13 protein-coding genes are annotated in these 17917 nt (G+C 62.1%); 5 read left to right on the top strand and 8 right to left on the bottom strand.

The annotated features are described in order from the left end of the window. Positions 1-154 precede the first annotated feature (154 nt). Both gshB and NKH83_RS08070 read left to right on the top strand, forming a co-directional pair. Positions 155-1096, top strand: coding sequence for a glutathione synthase (gene gshB / locus NKH83_RS08075; RefSeq protein ID WP_352476888.1), 942 nt, complete (start codon positions 155-157; stop codon positions 1094-1096). Between the two features lie 162 nt (positions 1097-1258). Next, positions 1259-2791, top strand: a complete 1533-nt coding sequence (locus tag NKH83_RS08070; protein WP_352686193.1) for a YifB family Mg chelatase-like AAA ATPase — start codon at positions 1259-1261, stop codon at positions 2789-2791. A gap of 213 nt (positions 2792-3004) precedes the next feature. Here the strand turns inward: NKH83_RS08070 and NKH83_RS08065 are convergent, their stop codons facing one another. The 8 genes from NKH83_RS08065 to lepA all read right to left on the bottom strand — a co-directional run bounded on the left by NKH83_RS08065 (position 3005) and on the right by lepA (position 15197). Next, positions 3005-5179 carry a malate synthase G gene (locus NKH83_RS08065; protein ID WP_352803138.1) on the bottom strand — a complete coding sequence of 725 codons (2175 nt, stop codon included), beginning with the start codon at positions 5177-5179 and terminating at the stop codon, positions 3005-3007. Between the two features lie 254 nt (positions 5180-5433). Further along, positions 5434-7461, bottom strand: coding sequence for a hydantoinase/oxoprolinase N-terminal domain-containing protein (locus tag NKH83_RS08060; protein WP_352803135.1), 2028 nt, complete (start codon positions 7459-7461; stop codon positions 5434-5436). Between the two features lie 177 nt (positions 7462-7638). Then, positions 7639-8010 carry an endonuclease domain-containing protein gene (locus NKH83_RS08055; RefSeq protein WP_352803132.1) on the bottom strand — a complete coding sequence of 124 codons (372 nt, stop codon included), beginning with the start codon at positions 8008-8010 and terminating at the stop codon, positions 7639-7641. A gap of 96 nt (positions 8011-8106) precedes the next feature. Next, positions 8107-8733 carry a CDGSH iron-sulfur domain-containing protein gene (locus NKH83_RS08050; RefSeq protein WP_352803130.1) on the bottom strand — a complete coding sequence of 209 codons (627 nt, stop codon included), beginning with the start codon at positions 8731-8733 and terminating at the stop codon, positions 8107-8109. Positions 8734-8972: 239 nt separating this feature from the next. Continuing rightward, positions 8973-9347, bottom strand: a complete 375-nt coding sequence (locus NKH83_RS08045) for a hypothetical protein (RefSeq protein WP_502895553.1) — start codon at positions 9345-9347, stop codon at positions 8973-8975. Positions 9348-9616: 269 nt separating this feature from the next. Next, positions 9617-10009 (bottom strand): hypothetical protein, encoded by a 393-nt coding sequence (locus NKH83_RS08040; protein WP_352803127.1) that lies wholly within the window; start codon positions 10007-10009, stop codon positions 9617-9619. A 359-nt stretch (positions 10010-10368) separates the two neighbouring features. After that, the gene (locus NKH83_RS08035; RefSeq protein ID WP_352803125.1) at positions 10369-12867 is read right to left on the bottom strand and encodes an NACHT domain-containing protein; all 2499 of its coding nucleotides are present in this window, start codon (positions 12865-12867) and stop codon (positions 10369-10371) included. 524 nt (positions 12868-13391) lie between these two features. Next, positions 13392-15197, bottom strand: coding sequence for a translation elongation factor 4 (lepA, locus tag NKH83_RS08030; protein ID WP_352803123.1), 1806 nt, complete (start codon positions 15195-15197; stop codon positions 13392-13394). A gap of 159 nt (positions 15198-15356) precedes the next feature. Between lepA and NKH83_RS08025 the strand changes: the two genes are divergently transcribed. The 3 genes from NKH83_RS08025 to NKH83_RS08015 all read left to right on the top strand — a co-directional run bounded on the left by NKH83_RS08025 (position 15357) and on the right by NKH83_RS08015 (position 17888). Further along, positions 15357-16421, top strand: a complete 1065-nt coding sequence (locus NKH83_RS08025) for a TadE/TadG family type IV pilus assembly protein (RefSeq protein ID WP_352691878.1) — start codon at positions 15357-15359, stop codon at positions 16419-16421. A gap of 343 nt (positions 16422-16764) precedes the next feature. Further along, positions 16765-17475: a DUF1223 domain-containing protein gene (locus tag NKH83_RS08020; protein ID WP_352803120.1), complete on the top strand. Its 711-nt coding sequence runs from the start codon at positions 16765-16767 to the stop codon at positions 17473-17475. A 77-nt stretch (positions 17476-17552) separates the two neighbouring features. Further along, on the top strand, positions 17553-17888 hold the full coding sequence (locus tag NKH83_RS08015) for a hypothetical protein (protein WP_352803117.1): 336 nt from the start codon (positions 17553-17555) through the stop codon (positions 17886-17888). Positions 17889-17917: the final 29 nt, after the last annotated feature.

Genomic DNA, 17917 nt, shown 5'->3' with positions numbered 1-17917 from the left:
GGCAGAGGCCGCCGATTTCCTTATATCGCTCTCGTCGGTGCATCGGCCCGAAAAATCGGAATCGATTTTCGGAAAACACGATGCATGGATTCAAAGTGTTGGAGCGTACTTTGTGCATCCAAGTGGATCGCCCCAAGTGCGCCGGAGAGCTGCCATGCCCCTGAAAGTCGCCGTCCAGATGGACCATATCTCCACCGTGTCGATTGCCGGCGACACGTCGTTTGCGCTGTCGCTGGAAGCGCAGCGGCGCGGGCACCAGCTGTTCCACTACACGCCCAACCGGCTGTCGCTGCGCGATGGCAAGGTGTTTGCCCGTATCGAGGCGATGCAGGTCCGCGACGAGAAGGGCAATCATTATTCGCTAGGCGAAGAAGTCCGCACCGACCTATCGGAGATGGACGTCATCCTTTTGCGGCAGGATCCGCCCTTCGACATGAACTACATCACCACCACGCATATCCTCGAGCGCATCCATCCGAAGACGCTGGTGGTCAACGACCCGGCCTGGGTGCGCAACAGCCCGGAAAAGATCTTCGTCACCGAATTTCCCGACCTGATGCCGGATACGCTGATCACCAAGGATCCGCTCGAGGTCGCCGCCTTCCGCAAGGAGTTCGGCGACATCATCGTCAAGCCGCTCTACGGCAATGGCGGCGCCGGCATCTTCCACCTGCATGAGGCCGATCGCAACCTCGCCTCGCTGCTCGAAATGTTCGGCCAGATGTTCCGCGAACCCTACATCGTGCAGCGCTACCTCAAGGAGGTGCGGGCTGGCGACAAGCGCATCATCCTGATCGACGGCGAGCCTGTCGGCGCCATCAACCGCGTGCCGGCCGAGCACGATTCGCGCTCCAACATGCATGTCGGCGGCCGCGCCGAAAAAACCGAGCTGACGGAACGCGAACGCGAGATCTGCGCCCGCATCGGCCCCTCGCTGAAGGAGCGCGGCTTCATCCTTGTCGGCATCGACGTCATTGGCGACTACATGACCGAGATCAACGTGACCTCACCGACCGGCATACGCGAAGTGCAGCGCTTCGGCGGCGCCGACATCGCCAGCCTGTTCTGGAATGCGGTGGAGGAGAAGCGCAGCTAGCCTCGCTTCGCGAGCGGCCGCGTTGCAAACCATCGCAGCCGTTGCGTTCAGCCGTTCCCCAAATGTTCTTGCCTTCGCCGGAAATCTGTGGTTGTCTCCGGTGACGCCGTTCGCGGCATGATCGCAAAGGCTTGGGGCAAAAGCCGCATCCGGGGTGAAGACATGGTGGCGCGGGTTCGCACGGTTGCTTTCCAAGGCATCGAGGCCGTGCCGGTCGACGTGCAGGTGATGATCGCGCCGGGCAAGGTCAACATGCACATCGTCGGGCTGGCCGACAAGGCTGTAGCCGAAAGCCGCGAGCGGGTGCAGGCAGCACTTCATGCATCCGGCCTGTCGATGCCGTCGAAGAAGGTCACCGTCAATCTGGCACCCGCCGACCTGCCGAAGGAGGGCAGCCACTACGATTTGCCGATCGCGCTCGGGCTGATGGCGGCGCTCGGCGCCATTCCGGGCGACATGCTCGCCGGCTATGTCGTGCTTGGCGAATTGTCGCTCGACGGAACCATTGCCGCGGTGGCCGGCGCGCTGCCGGCGGCAATCGGCGCCAATGCCGAAGGCAAGGGTCTGATCTGCCCGTTCGCCTGCGGGCCGGAAGCGGCCTGGGCCGGCAAGGATTTCGACATATTGGCGCCGCGCAGCCTGATTGCCATCGCCAATCATTTTCGCGGCACGCAGGTTCTGTCACGGCCGGAAGCCGGCATCCATGCCGCGGCGCGCGACCTGCCCGACCTTGCCGACATCAAGGGCCAGGAGACCGCCAAGCGGGCGCTGGAGGTGGCGGCCGCCGGCGGCCACAATCTTTTGATGGTCGGGCCGCCGGGGTCGGGAAAGTCGATGCTGGCGCAGCGGCTGCCGTCGATCCTGCCGCCGCTGGCACCCAGGGAATTGCTCGAAGTCTCGATGATCGCCTCGGTGGCCGGCGAGCTCGGGGAAGGAAAACTCACCGACCGGCGGCCGTTCCGCGCGCCACATCATTCGGCCTCGATGGCGGCGATGGTCGGTGGCGGGTTGCGCGTGCGGCCGGGCGAGGCCTCGCTCGCCCATCACGGCGTGCTGTTCCTCGACGAGTTTCCCGAATTCTCGCCGCAGGCGCTCGATGCGCTGCGCCAGCCGCTGGAGACCGGCGACTGCATGATCGCGCGCGCCAATCATCGCGTCACTTATCCGGCACGCATCCAGCTGGTCGCGGCGATGAACCCGTGCCGCTGCGGCATGGCCGGCGAGCCGGGCTATCGCTGCCTGCGCGGCGACCGCTGCCGCACCGACTACCAGGCACGCATTTCCGGCCCGCTGCTCGATCGCATCGATCTCAGGATCGAGGTGCCGGCGGTCTCGGCCAGCGATCTGATCCGGCCGGACCGGGCGGAGAAGAGCGCAGCCGTGGCACTACGCGTCGCCCGCGCCCGTACGATCCAGCGTGAGCGTTTCGAACGGCTCGGCGCGACCTCCGCCACCACCAACGCGCATTGCTCGCCGTCAGTCATCGAGGAGATCGCCATGCCGGATGCCGCCGGCCTGTCGCTGCTGAGGGATGCCAGCGAAAAGCTCGGCTTTTCCGCACGAGCCTACCACCGCGTCTTGAAGGTGGCGCGGACACTGGCCGATCTCGAGGCCAGCGAGACGGTCGGCCGCATCCATCTGGCCGAGGCGATTTCCTACCGCATGAGCTCGGAGCGGATGGCACAAGCGGCGTGAGGGACGCTCCCCTCCCCCTTGAGGGGAGGGTGGCCGCGAAGCGGCCGGGTGGGGTCAGTGGTGGGACCCTCGGCCTTGCTGTATTTCGAAACCGATCCGCGTGCGGAGCGTTGCCGTGCTCTTCCCGAGGCATGGGCGTCAGCGCACTGCACCCAGGACCCCTCCCGGCCCTTCGGGCCACCCTCCCCTCGAGGGGGAGGGGGACGCTGGCGACTATCGCTCCTGCCCTTTCGCCTTCAATTCCAACCTCCGCGCGTGCAGCACTGGCTCGGTGTAGCCATTGGGCTGGACGCGGCCCTTGAAGACCAGGTCACAGGCAGCAAGAAACGCGATGGACTTGTCGAAATCCGGTGCCATCGGCCGGTAGAGCGGATCGCCTTCATTCTGGCGGTCGACGATAGCCGCCATGCGCTTCATCGTCTCCATGACCTGCTCGGGCGTGCAGACGCGGTGATGCAGCCAGTTGGCGATGTGCTGAGAGGAGATGCGCAGCGTGGCGCGGTCCTCCATCAGGCCGACGTCGTTTATATCTGGTACTTTCGAGCAGCCGACGCCCTGGTCGATCCAGCGCACGACATAGCCCAGAATGCCTTGCGCGTTGTTGTCGAGCTCCTTCTGAATGTCTTCCTGAGACCAGTTCGGCAGCCTAGCCACGGGCACCGACAGGATGTCGTCGAGCCTGGCCTTGGGCCGGCTCTTCAGAGCCTGCTGCACGGCGTGGACATCGACCTTGTGGTAGTGCGTGGCATGCAGGGTTGCCGCCGTCGGCGACGGCACCCAGGCGGTGTTGGCGCCGGCCTTGGGGTGCCCGATTTTCTCGGCCAGCATTGCCGCCATCAGGTCGGGCATCGCCCACATGCCCTTACCGATCTGGGCGCGGCCGGCCAGCCCGCATTCGAGGCCGGTATCGACGTTCCAGGCTTCGTAGGCGGCAATCCAGGCGGCCTGTTTCATGTGGCCCTTGCGGACCATCGGGCCGGCTTCCATTGAGGTGTGGATCTCGTCGCCGGTGCGGTCGAGGAAGCCGGTGTTGATGAAGACGACGCGGTCCCTGGCGGCACGGATCGCCTCCTTGAGGTTGACCGTGGTGCGCCGCTCCTCGTCCATGATGCCCATCTTGATGGTGTTCTTGGCCATGCCGAGCAGCGCTTCGACGCGGTCGAAGATCTCGACGGCGAAGGCAACTTCCTCCGGCCCGTGCATCTTGGGTTTTACGATGTACATTGAGCCCGCGCGAGAGTTGGCGCGGCGCCCGTTCGGGCCGATGTCGTGCAGCGCGATCAGCGCCGTCAGCGCCGCATCCATGATGCCTTCCGGCACCTCGTTGCCGTCGCGGTCCGATATCGCCGGATTGGTCATGAGGTGGCCGACATTCCTGACCAGCATCAGCGAGCGCCCGGGCAAGGTCAGCGTGCCGCCATCGGGCGCGGTATAGGCGCGATCGGGGTTGAGCCTGCGGACAAAGCTCTTGCCGGCCTTGGTGATCTCCTCGGCCAAGTCGCCCTTCATCAGGCCGAGCCAGTTGCGGTAGACCAGCACCTTGTCCTGCGCGTCCACCGCGGCGACCGAATCCTCGCAGTCCTGGATGGTGGTCAGCGCCGATTCCAGCACGACATCGGCAATGCCGGCCGGATCGGTGCGGCCGATCTGGTTGTTGTGGTCGACAACGATTTCGATGTGCAGGCCATTCTTGACCAGCAGGACGGCTTCGGGATTGGCGGCATCGCCGCGATAGCCGGCAAACTGCTTGAGGTCGGCAAGCGTGGTGGCGCCGGCACCCTCGCCCAGCCGCAACATGCCGTTGGCGACCGAAAGCCCGTTGACGCCGACCCATTTGCCTGTGGTGAGCGGCACCGCCTCGTCGAAGAAGCTTTTCACCCAGGCGACGACTTTGGCGCCGCGCGCCGGATTGAATTTGTTGCCTCGCTCGGCACCGTCTGCTTCTGGAATGGCATCGGTGCCGTAGAGCGCATCGTACAGCGAACCCCAGCGCGCATTGGCGGCATTCAGCGCATAACGCGCGTTCATCACCGGCACCACCAGCTGCGGCCCGGGGACCGAAGCGATTTCCGGGTCGACATTTTCGGTGGTCACGCTGAAGGCCGGCCCATCGGGCAAGAGATAGCCGATCTCGCGGAGGAACGTCTTGTAGGCCTCCATGTCGACGGGCGCGCCATTGTCGCGGTACCAGCGGTCGAGCTTGTCCTGCATGGCATCGCGCTTTTCGAGCAGCGCCCGATTTTTTGGCGAGAGATCATGGACGATGGCCGAAAAACCGTTCCAGAATGCCTCTGCCTCGATGCCGGTGCCCGGCAGCGCCTCGTTCACGACGAAATCATGAAGCTCGCGGGCAATCCGCAATCCGGCGATCTCGACGCGATCGGTCATCAGGGCTTCTCCAGACGAAAGGCTAGGCCGGCCTTTGACATGTCAGGGTGGCAGGGTCAATTCGGCTTAGGTGAAGGTAGGGCGTTTTCGCTGCCGATCTCCCCCCTCGAGGGGGAGATGGGCGCGAAGCGGCCAGAGGGGGTCGGTTCGACCGGGCTCGGCCTCCTGCGGCAGAAGGAAGTCGCGCTTCATGCGAGGCGACCCCCTCTGTCGCCTTCGGCGACATCTCCCCCTCGAGGGGGGAGATTACGCGCTCACACCGCAATCCTTGGCCGTCCCGACGCTATCGCCACGACGTGCGCCTCGATGAACATGCGCTGGCCCTCGACGGTCGAGACGCGGAACTCGCTGGCGATTTCGATTTCGGCGCTGTCGGTACCGGCATCCTTCGCCCGCCCGGCGGCAATCGCCCGCACGTCTTTCTCCGCCGCGGCGATCGCCGCCGCCTCGTCGTTGAAATCGCGCACGCTTTCGCCTGAGGCGACGCGGAACAGGCCTTCCTTGGGCTGGCTGACCCGCGCCTCGGCCGAAACCCGGACCTGGCCGACGACGGCGCCGAGCGCATTCGCGACATCGGTATCCTCCGGCACCACGCATCGATTGCCGACCAGCTCGGCCAGCCCGGCATAGTGCAGCGGCGCCGAGGCGCCGAGGCCGATGACCGGACGGTCGAGCGCGACGCTGAGGCGGGCGATGCCGGGATGCGCGTCGACGGCGCGCTGGACCAGGGCATGGGCGACGGTCGCCGCGCCATCCAGCCCATCCTCGGCGAAGGCGGTCTCGAGGATGACTTCGGCCGAGAGGCGGGTCAGCGCGGTCAACACCCGTTCCGAGATCGCCTCCGGCGAGGCGGCGATGAACTGGCCGCGGCCGTCACGCCTGCGCGCGAACAGCTCGGCGCCGAGACGCGCCGCGGCCGCATCCCAATTGGCCTGCCTGCCCAGCACATGCGCGGCATCCGACGGCGTGAAGCCGGCGACATGCACCAGCCCGCGCGATACCAGCCGGTTCAAGGTGGCGTTCTGGGCATTCGAGGTCAGCAATCTGTCGAGAGCCTGCGGCACGGCACCGATCAGTTCGTAAAGCTTGGCTTCGGCACCGGTCAGTCCGGCTGCGAGCCGCTCCGGCACCCCGGTCCGAACCGCCAGGCGTCCGTCCATGCGGCCAGGATTGGGAGCCCGCAACTGGCGTTCCAGCTCTGATGTAACCGCCTCGCCATGTATCATGCCGGCCAGCGCCAGCGGCACCAGGCGGCGCGGCCCGAGCAGGATCTTCGGGCTGAGCACGCCGTCCTCCAGCGCCACTTCGGAATCGCCGCCCAGCCCAAAGGTGCGCATGGCGACGGCTTCGACCATGGTGCGGAAGCCGCCGACGGTGGCGCCTTCCGGATCGAGCCGCGGCCGGCCCTTGTCGAGCACGGCGACGTCGGTGGTGGTGCCGCCGATGTCGGAGACCACGGCATCGTCAAGGCCGGTCATGTGGCGGGCGCCGACGAGGCTGGCGGCCGGGCCGGACAGGATGGTCTCGATCGGCCGCTGGCGGGCAAAGGCGGCCGAGACCAAAGCGCCGTCGCCGCGCACCACCATCAGCGGCGCGGCGATGTTGCGCGCGGCCAAAAAGCCTTCGGTTGCCGCGACCAGCCGGTCGATCATCGAGATCAGCCTGGCGTTGAGCAAGGTCGTCAGCGCCCGGCGCGGCCCGCCGAGCTTGGCCGACAGTTCGTGGCTGGCGGTGACCGGCAGGCCGGTTATGTCGCGGATCAGGTTCCGCGCGCTTAGCTCGTGCGCCGGATTGCGGGTGGCGAAATAGGCGCAGACGGCAAAGCCGGACACCGACTTTTCCAGTTCCGGCAAAGCTGCCTCGAGCCCGGACAGGTCGAGCTTTGCCGCATTGCCATGCACATCGTGGCCGCCGGCGCAGAACACCACCGGATCGGTGCCAAGTGCGGCCTTCAGCCCGTCGCGGGCAAGGTCGCCCTCGGCAAAGCCGATCATCACCAGCGCGACCCGGCCGCCCTGGCCCTCGACCAGCGCGTTGGTGGCAAGCGTCGTCGACATCGACACCAGTTTTATCGCAGTCGGGTCGGTGCCGGCTTTTTGCAGCACCGCATCGACCGCGCCCGATATGCCGACGGCGAGATCGTGGCGCGTCGTCAGCGCCTTGGCCTTGGCCAGCACTTTGCCGCTTGGGCCGCCGGCTTCCGACCACAGCACCGCGTCGGTATAGGTGCCGCCGGTGTCGATGCCGAGGAAGAGGGGTGGCGATTTGGTCTTGGCGGTCATTAGCGGGTCCGGAGAATTCTCTTGCCCCGCCCCTTACCGGATATGAACGGGCCGATAAAGCCGCGATGGCTGGGCCAACCAGGCGATGATCGTGGTGACGGCCAATCTCCCCCCTCGTGGGGGAGATGGCCGGCAGGCCAGAGGGGGGCGCCGAAGGATCGCCGGCCTTGCCGCGATCTAAGGCACCTCGGTGATTCCAGCCGCAATCACGATATGCTGGCAGACATTGTCGATGTCGCGGATGATGTCATCGTTCCAGAAACGCAGGACGGTCCAGCCGTCCTGTTCCAGGCGCACTGTCCTTGCTTCGTCTCTGGCAACAGCATCGGCTTCGGTATGCTGGGAGCCGTCGACTTCGACGATCAGCTTCTGCTCCGGGCAGGCGAAATCGACAATGTAACCGGCGATCGGAAGTTGTCGCCGAAAGCCAAGCCCCATCAGCCGGTGCGCGCGAAGCTCGTTCCAGAGCTTCAATTCAGCAGAGGTCATGACCTTACGCATCGATCGGGCATTTGCGCGGTGTTTTGGAGGCAATGGCGTATGAGGCATTGTACTGCTGAAATTAGCGCTCTACGGCGCCCCCTCTGTCCTGCCGGACATCTCCCCCCTCGTGGGGGAGATTGGCAGCTTGGCCGCACAGCCCTCCTACCCCACAAACCCCACGCGCTTGTGCGATCCATCGCAAAACGGCTTGTTGGCCGAATGGCCGCAACGGCAGAGGAAGGCGCGCTGGGTGCGGTCTACCGTGTGGCCGGTGCCGGTGACGATTTCGACATTGCCTTCGAGCTTGAGCGGGCCGTTGGTCGTCGGTGTGACGGTCAGCGGGCCATTGCGCGCCTCCAACGCCGGCGTGTCCTTCAGCGCCGGCTCGCCGGTGCCGGTGAAGCCTGCCTTGGTGTGGCTGCCATCGCAGAACGGCTTGTTTTCCGAGGCGCCGCAGCGGCACAGCGTGGCGCGGAAAAACGTTTCGCCGCCCAGCACGATCTCGGCGTGCACCGCCAGCGGGCCGTTTTCCCTGATGCGCACGGTGTTGACCACCGGCGGCTGTTCCTGCGGCCCGCCATCCTTGCGGACATAGGTGATGGCGCCGGACGGGCAGGCTTCGGCGAGCGCCACGATCTTCTCGACGCTGGCCGCCTCGGGGTGGATCCACTGGCCGGGGGCATTGGGCACGAAGACATGGGGATCGCCCAGCACGCAATTGCGCGAATGGATGCAGCGGCGCCCGGAAAAGCCGATATCGATTTTTTCGCCTTCGACCGTGCCTGCCATGGGTGCATCTCCTTGCTGAAGGCGTCACGCTATGGCGGCGGCCGGGACGGCGTCAAGCTGCCTGAGAGGCTGGGCGCCTGATCTCCCCCCTTGAGGGGGAGATGTCGCCGAAGGCGACAGAGGGGTCGTTGCGCGTGGAGCGCCGGCATCATCTGTCCGCGATGGGACGTCGCATCAGGACGTACCGACCCCCTCTGGCCTGCCGGCCATCTCCCCCTCAAGGGGGGAGATTTGCCACGTCACGGAACCAGATCGATTTCCTCGGTCTCGCCGCCGCTGCAGGTGTAGCAGCAATCGTCGCATTTTTCCGTGTTGCCGGGACCGACGCCCCAATAGGTGCTGTCGTCGCCATCGACCCAGGCGCCGTAGCAGATGGATTCGCCGTCATTGCAGGACAGCGGGATCGACTTGGTCTCGCCGTCGTTGAGATAATAATCCTGATTGTTGCCCGGCCAGACATGGTCGCGGTCCTGGCTGTAGAGCTCGACGCGCATGGCGTTGGTATGGCTGTTCTTGATCTCGAACGTAACGTCGCCGGCATAAGCCGCCGGCGCGAACAATGCGGCAAGACAGAGCGCGACGGCGATGCCGCGCGCGGAAGCGTAAGACAACATGGTATTCCCCCCGGAATGAAACGGCCCTGCCCGGCCGCGATGGGGAACATGGCATGGCGGCAGGATAGGTGGAAGGGGTGGCGGCATTTGCGCATCGCGTGGCGCGCGAGGTTGCTAAGCAAGACCCCTCTCCGGTTTGCTTCGCAAACCACCTCTCCCCGGGGCGAGGAATGCCAATCGCCGAAGCCTCAAGGCTTGGGTTCCTCGCCCCCACAAGGTGGGGGAGAGGTGGCCGCGAAGCGGCCGGAGAGGAGGCGGTCCGACCGGGCTCAACGTCCGGGCTTCAGCAGCGTCCATATCCAGCCGATAAATGTGAGCACCAGGAACGGATACCCGGCAGCGGGCAGCGGCGTCGAGGTCGGCAGCAACGGCGCACCCCACAGGATCAGGCCCGCCGAGACGACAAACAGCAAGGCGGCCACGAACGCGGTAAGCCGCATCCAAAGGGCGAAGGTTTTGGGCGCGCTGACCACGACCAGCGCCGCCGCCCAAAGCGAGGTACCGCCGACATAGGAGGGTACGCTGGCCTCAAGCCCGGCCGCATTGCCGGCCAGCAGCAGGCTCTCGCCCGCCACGAAGGTCAGAAATCCGGCCGCCACGCAGTCGTTGCCCTGCCGCTGGTATTTCATGGTCAGCAGCGCGGCGGCCACGACGAGTGCCACGCCGTCGATCGTCCAGAGCGTTTCGCGAAGCGGCGCTCTCCACGAAGGTGCCGGCCAGTCCGAATGCGCCACCGATGGCCAGGCCGATCGCGGCGACGATGTCCAGAGTGGAGCGAATTTCTTTGGTGTCTCCCACAAGCCGGGGGAGGATACGCCAAGGTGGAGAGTTCTCAAAAGTTTAAGTATACCGGAACTGATAGGCTTCTTTGACGAAAGCCCCTTAGCGTCAGGCGTTACAGCAGCTACTGTTCGATCGATACAAACGGGGTTGGTAGCTAACGGATCACGCTCGGTGGCGACTCGTCGCAGCAGAAAGCGCAGCGCTAGTTACCAATCATAGGCGCCAAGCGCGCATACCCTTACCCCACCACCTGAAACATGGACCGTTCACCATCCAGCCATTCCTTAAACAGCGGTGACGTTTTGCCCCTTACAATCTGCTGGACCATCTGATAACTGCGGCGTCGTTTTGATGGAGAACGATCACTTTCGCTGTGGCTGCTACGCTTTTGCATCATCAGAATAGCAAGTTCAGTAGTGGCCATAATATAGTACTCGAATTGCCCCTTTGACTCTCCAAGATGACGCCTCAGCGGCGCGTATATCCTTCGTTTTGTGCGATATACGCTCGCAGCCTGATACCCCGGCAACGACAAAGATGATGCCTTAATTAGAAATGGCTTATTTTCACGCAATCGCCGTTCAATCATCGACAGGATTTTTTGCCCCATATCATCGCTGCCGGTGGCCGGTCCTACACTCAAGATAGGGCCCTCAATCGCCATCAGTAGCAAACTTGCATGTAAACCTATTTCACCAAATTGCATATCGGTAAGCAGATAATCTCCAAACTTTTCAAGGTACACCCCAAACATCTCTGGATAAAGAACAAGCAATTGCTTCGCAAGAAGTTGATCTTCAAAACCAGCCTTGACGAGTTTATCTCTTGACTGGAGACGACATGCTCCAAGTGTGGCATCTAACTCTGCTTCAGGGACTCTCGGAGCTCGCCTTGCGCCCAATAGAAATCCGACATACCGAGCTAACTTGGTGCTGTCCTTACCGCTAACCGCAAGGTCAAGGGCGCGGCTCATCTCCTCAAGAAATAGCTGGCTATTCCCGGGTCGCAGCCGGGCTGCAGCCAAAGCGGGCGACTCCATTCGCAAGGAAATGTATGGGACATTTAGGTCCGCCGCGTCAATCAGCAACCGAAACACTTTTCTGATATAGCTGTCGGAAAGAACGAGGTACTCGACAGTGTTTGCTAGAAATGCAAGGATATTTTGTCGTTTCTCGAACCCGACCGCCTTATTATTCTGCATAGATATAACCACGTCCACACACTCTTCGGACTTCCTGGCATTCTGATAGCAAATATTCTGTACAGCCAGATGACAAATGACGTCCCATTCGCGTGCGCTTATCTTAGCTCGCAACTCATATAGAATTCTCTTTACGGTATCGTATTTATCGCTAATCGATTTGGCGAAAAAATATTCCAAGAATGTGCGGTGGGTGAACCAGTACCTATCGGGTCCAACGTCCGTCATAACCCAAGAGCGACCGGTTATGAACTCCCGAAGTCGCTTTGCTGCATTGTCCGCCCTTGCATTGTTGTCGTACCAGCGAGAAAAAAAATCAAACATCGTCTTATCCAACCACGACGACGTCACGCCACTTTCCAACTCGACGTTACCAAAGACCTTGCTAGCGACCTCGGAAAATAGCTGCATAAGATTGAAATCGTCCGGTATATCTGCGCGTATTCCACGATCTCTATCCCACTTCTCGAACATTAAGGTTGCGCATTCCAAATAGATCGCCGCCTTGTGTCTTGGTACGTGACCCTGCGCAACAAAGAGCCATACCATCAGGCCGAGCATCAATGGATTTCGCCGAAGGTCGCTTGCATTACTGTCAGTCTGAATGATGAACTGCTCGGCCTGAGCCTCGCTTGAGTCGAGGGACTTGTTTTCTATAAGCGAGATAAGCGACCGAGTGTACCTTTTTACCTCGTCGCGGGTAAATTGACTAAGTTGCAACACTTCGAATTCGTCAGACAAAGGCGCCTTGCTGTATCCAACTATTCGGCTAGTGCAGACTACCGAAGCAGATTCCCAGCTTCGACAGAATTCTTCGATCATTTGGACATATTTACGTCGACTTGCAACATCCAATATCTCATCGATACCATCGAACACTACAACCACTTGACCAATAGAGAGCTGCGTCTTCAGCCAGTAACTTAGAGATCGCACGTCATCGCCAGATCGTTGCGACGTATCGCGAACCATGAAGTCAAATATACCGATTCCATCCCGTTCATGCCATTTCTCAAATTCACGGAGAATCACTCTCAGAGGCACCTTCGCAATCTGAATTTGCAGATCCGTTCGGTTTGAATGCTTTGCAGCCAATCCATGTGCTTTCGATAAATCGAAACAGATGCTCTGACAGAGAGTAGACTTTCCCCCACCTGGGTCTCCCAGAACCACTGCTTTCTTGAACGTTGCGATGAATTCCGCGTGAGTTATGTCGTTGCCCTGAGAATTTAGCCCTGCAAATAGATCCTCTTGGTGTGCTGGTAGTTGTTTTGTTAACCTCGACTTAACGAATACCTTGTCAATGGGAAATCGTTTCCGCCCTCTATTAGTTTCAACGGCGATGTCGCGATTTGCGGCTTGAGAAGCTTTGGCTATTCGCGTCGTAATCGCTTGCTCGTCGTAATTCGCGGGAGCGCTTGACGACAATAAATCGTTGATGTTCCGACTGATCGAAGCCAGCCGTTCATTATTTTGCTTAGCGTATGCAGCAAGAAGCTTGACAAGGGCGGCGTCTTGGAACGCTGAGCGCCACATGTTCGGACGCGTTAAGGATGGCGTCAAATAGGGCATCACCGTCGATGGAAATATGCTTAAGGTCGGTATTATACCGCGTTAGGAAGAGATTTTTTATTTCGGCGTATTGGGTCGTAGGTGAAAGAACATATTCGAGTAATCTCTCGGCAAATCCTTCAATGATCATTTTGTTGAATAGTGAAATCATCGAATCATTGTAGTTGTTGCCAATAACGGTCGAGAGGACCCCTAGAGCCTTTCTAGCCAGCTTGACCTTAGAATTGGACGATTCTTTGGACAGTATCTTGTGGATATTATTGCGGGTTGCGACGCGCCGCTCTATGCGGCTAAAGCTACGGGAGAGCCCCGAGCTTACAAAGTTGGACATGAGAGATAGTGCGAAGTCGCCAATCCAAACCATATTTCCCCCACCGTGTGCAGACATTAATCCCCTGCACACGATAGACTGCTTACGATGCTAATATCAATATGGCGTCTTAATAGAAGCTGTATAGAAGCTGCGCGGAAATTCGCATGCTTAGACTTCAATCGCCCATCTTCAGCGCCTGGATAAACGCCTCCTGGGGAATATCCACCTTGCCGAACTGGCGCATGCGCTTCTTGCCCTCTTTCTGCTTGTCGAGCAGCTTGCGTTTGCGCGAGACGTCGCCGCCGTAGCATTTGGCGGTGACGTCCTTGCGCAGCGCCGAGATGGTTTCGCGGGCGATGACCTTGCCGCCGATCGCGGCCTGGATCGGGATCTTGAACAGGTGGTGCGGGATCAGCTCCTTCAGCTTCTCGCACATCTGGCGGCCGCGCTTTTCCGCCGCCGTGCGGTGGACCAGCATCGACAGCGCGTCGACCGGCTCCTCATTGACCAGGATCGACATTTTCACCAGGTCGCCCTCGCGATAGTCGGTCAGGTGATAGTCGAAGGAGGCATAGCCCTTGGAGATCGACTTCAGACGGTCGTAGAAGTCGAAGACCACCTCGTTGAGCGGCAAATCGTAGATCAGCATGGCGCGCTTGCCGACATAGGACAAGTCGGCCTGGATGCCACGCCGGTCCTGGCAGAGTTTCAGGATGCCGCCGAGATAGTCGTCGGGGGTGAGGATGGTGGCGCGGATCCACGGCTCCTCGATGGCCGAGATCTTGACCACGTCGGGCATGTCGGCCGGGTTGTGCAGTTCCTTGACCGTGCCGTCGTTCAACAGCAGGCGGTAGACGACACTCGGCGCGGTGGCGATGAGGTCGAGGTTGAACTCGCGCTCCAGCCGCTCCTGGATGATCTCTAGATGCAGCAGGCCGAGGAAGCCGCAGCGATAACCGAAGCCGAGCGCGGCACTGGTTTCCATTTCGAAGGAGAAGGAGGCGTCGTTGAGGCGCAGTTTGCCGACGGCGGCGCGCAGGTCTTCGAAATCGGCGGCGTCGACCGGGAACAGGCCGCAGAACACCACCGGCTGCGCCGGCTTGAAGCCGGGCAGGGCTTGTGCCGTCGGGCGCTTGTCCTCGGTGATGGTGTCGCCGACGCGGGTATCGGCGACCTCCTTGATCGAGCCGGTGAAGAAACCGAACTCGCCGGGGCCGAGCTCGTCGACATTGACGCGGGCGGGTGTGAAGACGCCGGTGCGCTCGACCAGGTACTTGGCGCCGGTGCCCATCATGCGGATGGTCTGGCCCTTTTTCAGCACGCCGTCGATGATGCGCACCAGCACGATGACGCCGAGATAGGCGTCGTACCAGCTATCGACCAGCATCGCCTTCAGCGGAGCCGCTATGTCGCCCTCGCGCGGCGGCGGCAGATCGTTGACGATGGCCTCGAGTACGTCCGGAATGCCCAGCCCGGTCTTGGCCGAGATCAGCACGGCGTTGGAGGCATCGATGCCGATCACCTCCTCGACCTGCTCGCGGATGCGCTCGGGCTCGGCGGCCGGCAGGTCGACCTTGTTCAGCACCACGACGATCTCGTGGTTGTTGTCGATCGCCTGATAGACATTGGCCAGCGTCTGCGCCTCGACCCCTTGCGAGGCATCGACGACCAGCAGCGAGCCCTCGCAGGCGGCAAGCGAGCGCGACACTTCATAAGCGAAGTCGACATGGCCGGGCGTGTCGATCAGGTTGAGGATATAATCCTCGCCATTGTTGGCGCGGTATTTCAGCCGCACCGTCTGCGCCTTGATGGTGATGCCGCGCTCGCGCTCGATGTCCATCGAGTCCAGCACCTGCTCCTTCATGTCGCGCAGCTCCAGCCCGCCGGTCGACTGGATCAGCCGGTCGGCAAGCGTGGATTTGCCATGGTCGATATGGGCAACGATGGAGAAGTTGCGGATGTTCTTGATCGGCGTGGTCATGCGGCGCGCTTTAGCAGGGGCACGGTATATCGGCAAGCGGCGGGACGCGGGTGCGGCGGCAAGGCGGCAAAGTCGTTAAACTTTGATCCATGAGATTAGAGCATAGTTCGCGCCCGGCGTGATAGCCCACTGGCCTATCGCCGTTTCGGGGGGGTCGGAATGCCGCTGTCAGCACGCAAGTTTCTCAGATCGGTGAGCGGCTCGTTCGCGCCGATGCTCGCCATCCTGCTTATCCCGATGGTTGCCGCATTGGGCTTTTCCATCGACTATACCTCGGCGGTTTCAACCAGGGCATCGATGCAGAACGCCCTCGATGCAGCGTCGCTGTCGATCACGACGCTTGCGACGGACACCTCATTGGCGGACCGCCAGGTAAAACTGCAGGAGGTATACCTGGCCAATGGCGGGCAAGGCACGGCCAAGCTCGACAGCTTCGTCGTCGCCACCGACGGCGCCGCCAGCATCAAGGCTTCGGCCGGCTTTGCCATGCCGACGAATTTCATGCAGATCGCCAGGATCAACACGGTGCAGGTCGGCGTTGCGTCGGCAGTGACAAAGCGGCCGGCGCTGGTGCAAGCCACGTTCAAGGTGACCAAGGTCTCGGGCTGGTGGGGCAAGACAATGACGCTCTACGGCACCAAATTCGGGGACACGGTGGCCAATAAGCTGATGAAGATCACCTACACATACAACGGTTATGGCGATCCGAAAGGCTATGGCACGGCGACCGTCTCCACCATCAACGGAGCGACGATCACTACGGTCCAGCAGCAGGTGTGTACGACCACCACTGTACTCAGCTTCTATGGGCTGCCCAGCACCACGATCACCCAGACCGCTTCCAACGGCAAGAAATATGCGACCACCTGCGTCAACACCATGTACCCCGCGACCGGTGCCGGCGCGGTGATCGACGTCAGCCAGATGGACCAGCTCTACCTGCAGATGGATGTGCCGTCAGGCAATCCAACGGTGCTCAAATCGAACGATCCGGCAACATCGAACCGCCTCTACGCGGACGGCGTCGAGATCGCCAGTGGCCAAACGGTCGATATCTTTACGCTGGTGCCGTGCGGCCAGACCAGCACACAAGCGTGGGAAGACGGGGGATCGCCGGTGCCGACATCTCCGACCATCACCGATTCCAACGCGGACTTTTTCTACACAGTAACCGGCAAGTGCGCCTTCAATCAGCGGGCATCGGAAACGCTGTTGACACAATAGGCCGCCGCAGCTGAGTGCGAGGGCATATCGGCCCGCTTAGGCTGCCCGTCCATCACACCGCCGCCCGGTCACACCGGGTGGCGTGTTGGTTGCGAGCGACTGTCTTCCCTTCGCCCCCTGTGGGAGAAGGCGGCCGAGCGAAGCTCGGTCGGATGAGGGGTGTTCCAGGGAACGCCGACGCCTCATTGCTTCCAGCACCCCTCAACCGTCTCGGCGCTTCGCGCCGATCCACCTTCTCCCACTAGGGGAAGGGAGAGCTGCGAACGATCACGAAGCGGTGATGCTGTAACGAACCGCGCGTCGGCGGCGAAGTGTGGACATGGAACCGCACAGGAGAACAGCGATGACCGGATCGAAACGCAGCACAGCCCTGATGGGGCTCGCCGCAATACTGTTTTCGGCAACTGTGCTGTCGGCAATCGGCGCGGCCGCCGGCCGGACGCAGACCGTCGTCGAGCTGTTCACCAGCCAGGGCTGCTCGTCCTGCCCGCCGGCCAACGCCAATCTGATCAAGGTCAAGGACCGGCCCGGCGTGCTGGCGCTGTCCTTCAACGTCACCTACTGGGACTATCTCGGCTGGAAGGACACATTCGGCAAAGAAGAATTCACGCAGCGCCAGGTCCGCTATGAACCGTCGCTCGGCCGTTCCGGCCCGTTCACGCCGCAAGTGGTGGTCAACGGCAAGGCCGATGCGGTCGGCGCCAGGCCGGGCGAGATCGAGCAGCTGATTTCGAGCGGCGGCCACGCCGACGGACCTTCGCTGTCGTTCGCCGGTGGGACGGTCAGCATCGGCGCCGGTCCGGTGCCCGGCGGCAAGGCCGACGTCTGGCTGGTGCGTTACGGCAAGGGCGTCGTCGAGGTTCCGGTGGCGCGCGGAGAAAACACCGGCCGCACGCTGCCTCACGCCAATGTCGTGCATTCGCTGACCAGGCTGGGCAGTTGGACCGGCGACGCCACCGCGCTGCCGCTGCCGGCGACGACGGGCGGCCTTAGCACGGCGGTGCTGGTACAGGTGCCGGGCGGCGGGCCGATCCTTGCTGCCGCTACGAATTAGAAACCCTCCCGAAATTCCCCAACGCGCAGCGGCGCCGCCGCATGCCGTCAACCCCTGCCAAACCCAAGGAGATCATCATGACCAATCGTTTGACCAATCGCCCGACCCTGGCGGCACTCGCCTTCGCACTTTGCTCGGCGGCGCTGTTCGCAGGAGGCGCGGCGCGGGCCGAAGATGCGATGAAGCCGGCGATGGCGACAAACGCTATGAAGCCGGCAACGGGCGCCATGAAGCCGGCAACGGACGCAATGAAGCCGGCCGGCGCCATTGTGGCTGACGCGATGGCCACGACCGCGATGAAGGCGGCAGATCCGATGAAGGCCGACTGCATGAACAAGGCCGACGCCGAGACGGACGCCATGAAGAAGGCAGAGGCGACCAAGGCCTGCGATGCCATGGCTCCGGCCAAATAGGCGATGCGCACAGCAATGTGAGAGCCCGG

The sequence above is a fragment of the Mesorhizobium sp. M0909 genome, assembly GCF_040319515.1.
Taxonomy (GTDB): Bacteria; Pseudomonadota; Alphaproteobacteria; order Rhizobiales; family Rhizobiaceae; genus Mesorhizobium.
The sequence above is the reverse complement of the archived record's forward strand: the minus strand, read 5'-3'. Positions and strand labels throughout refer to the sequence as shown.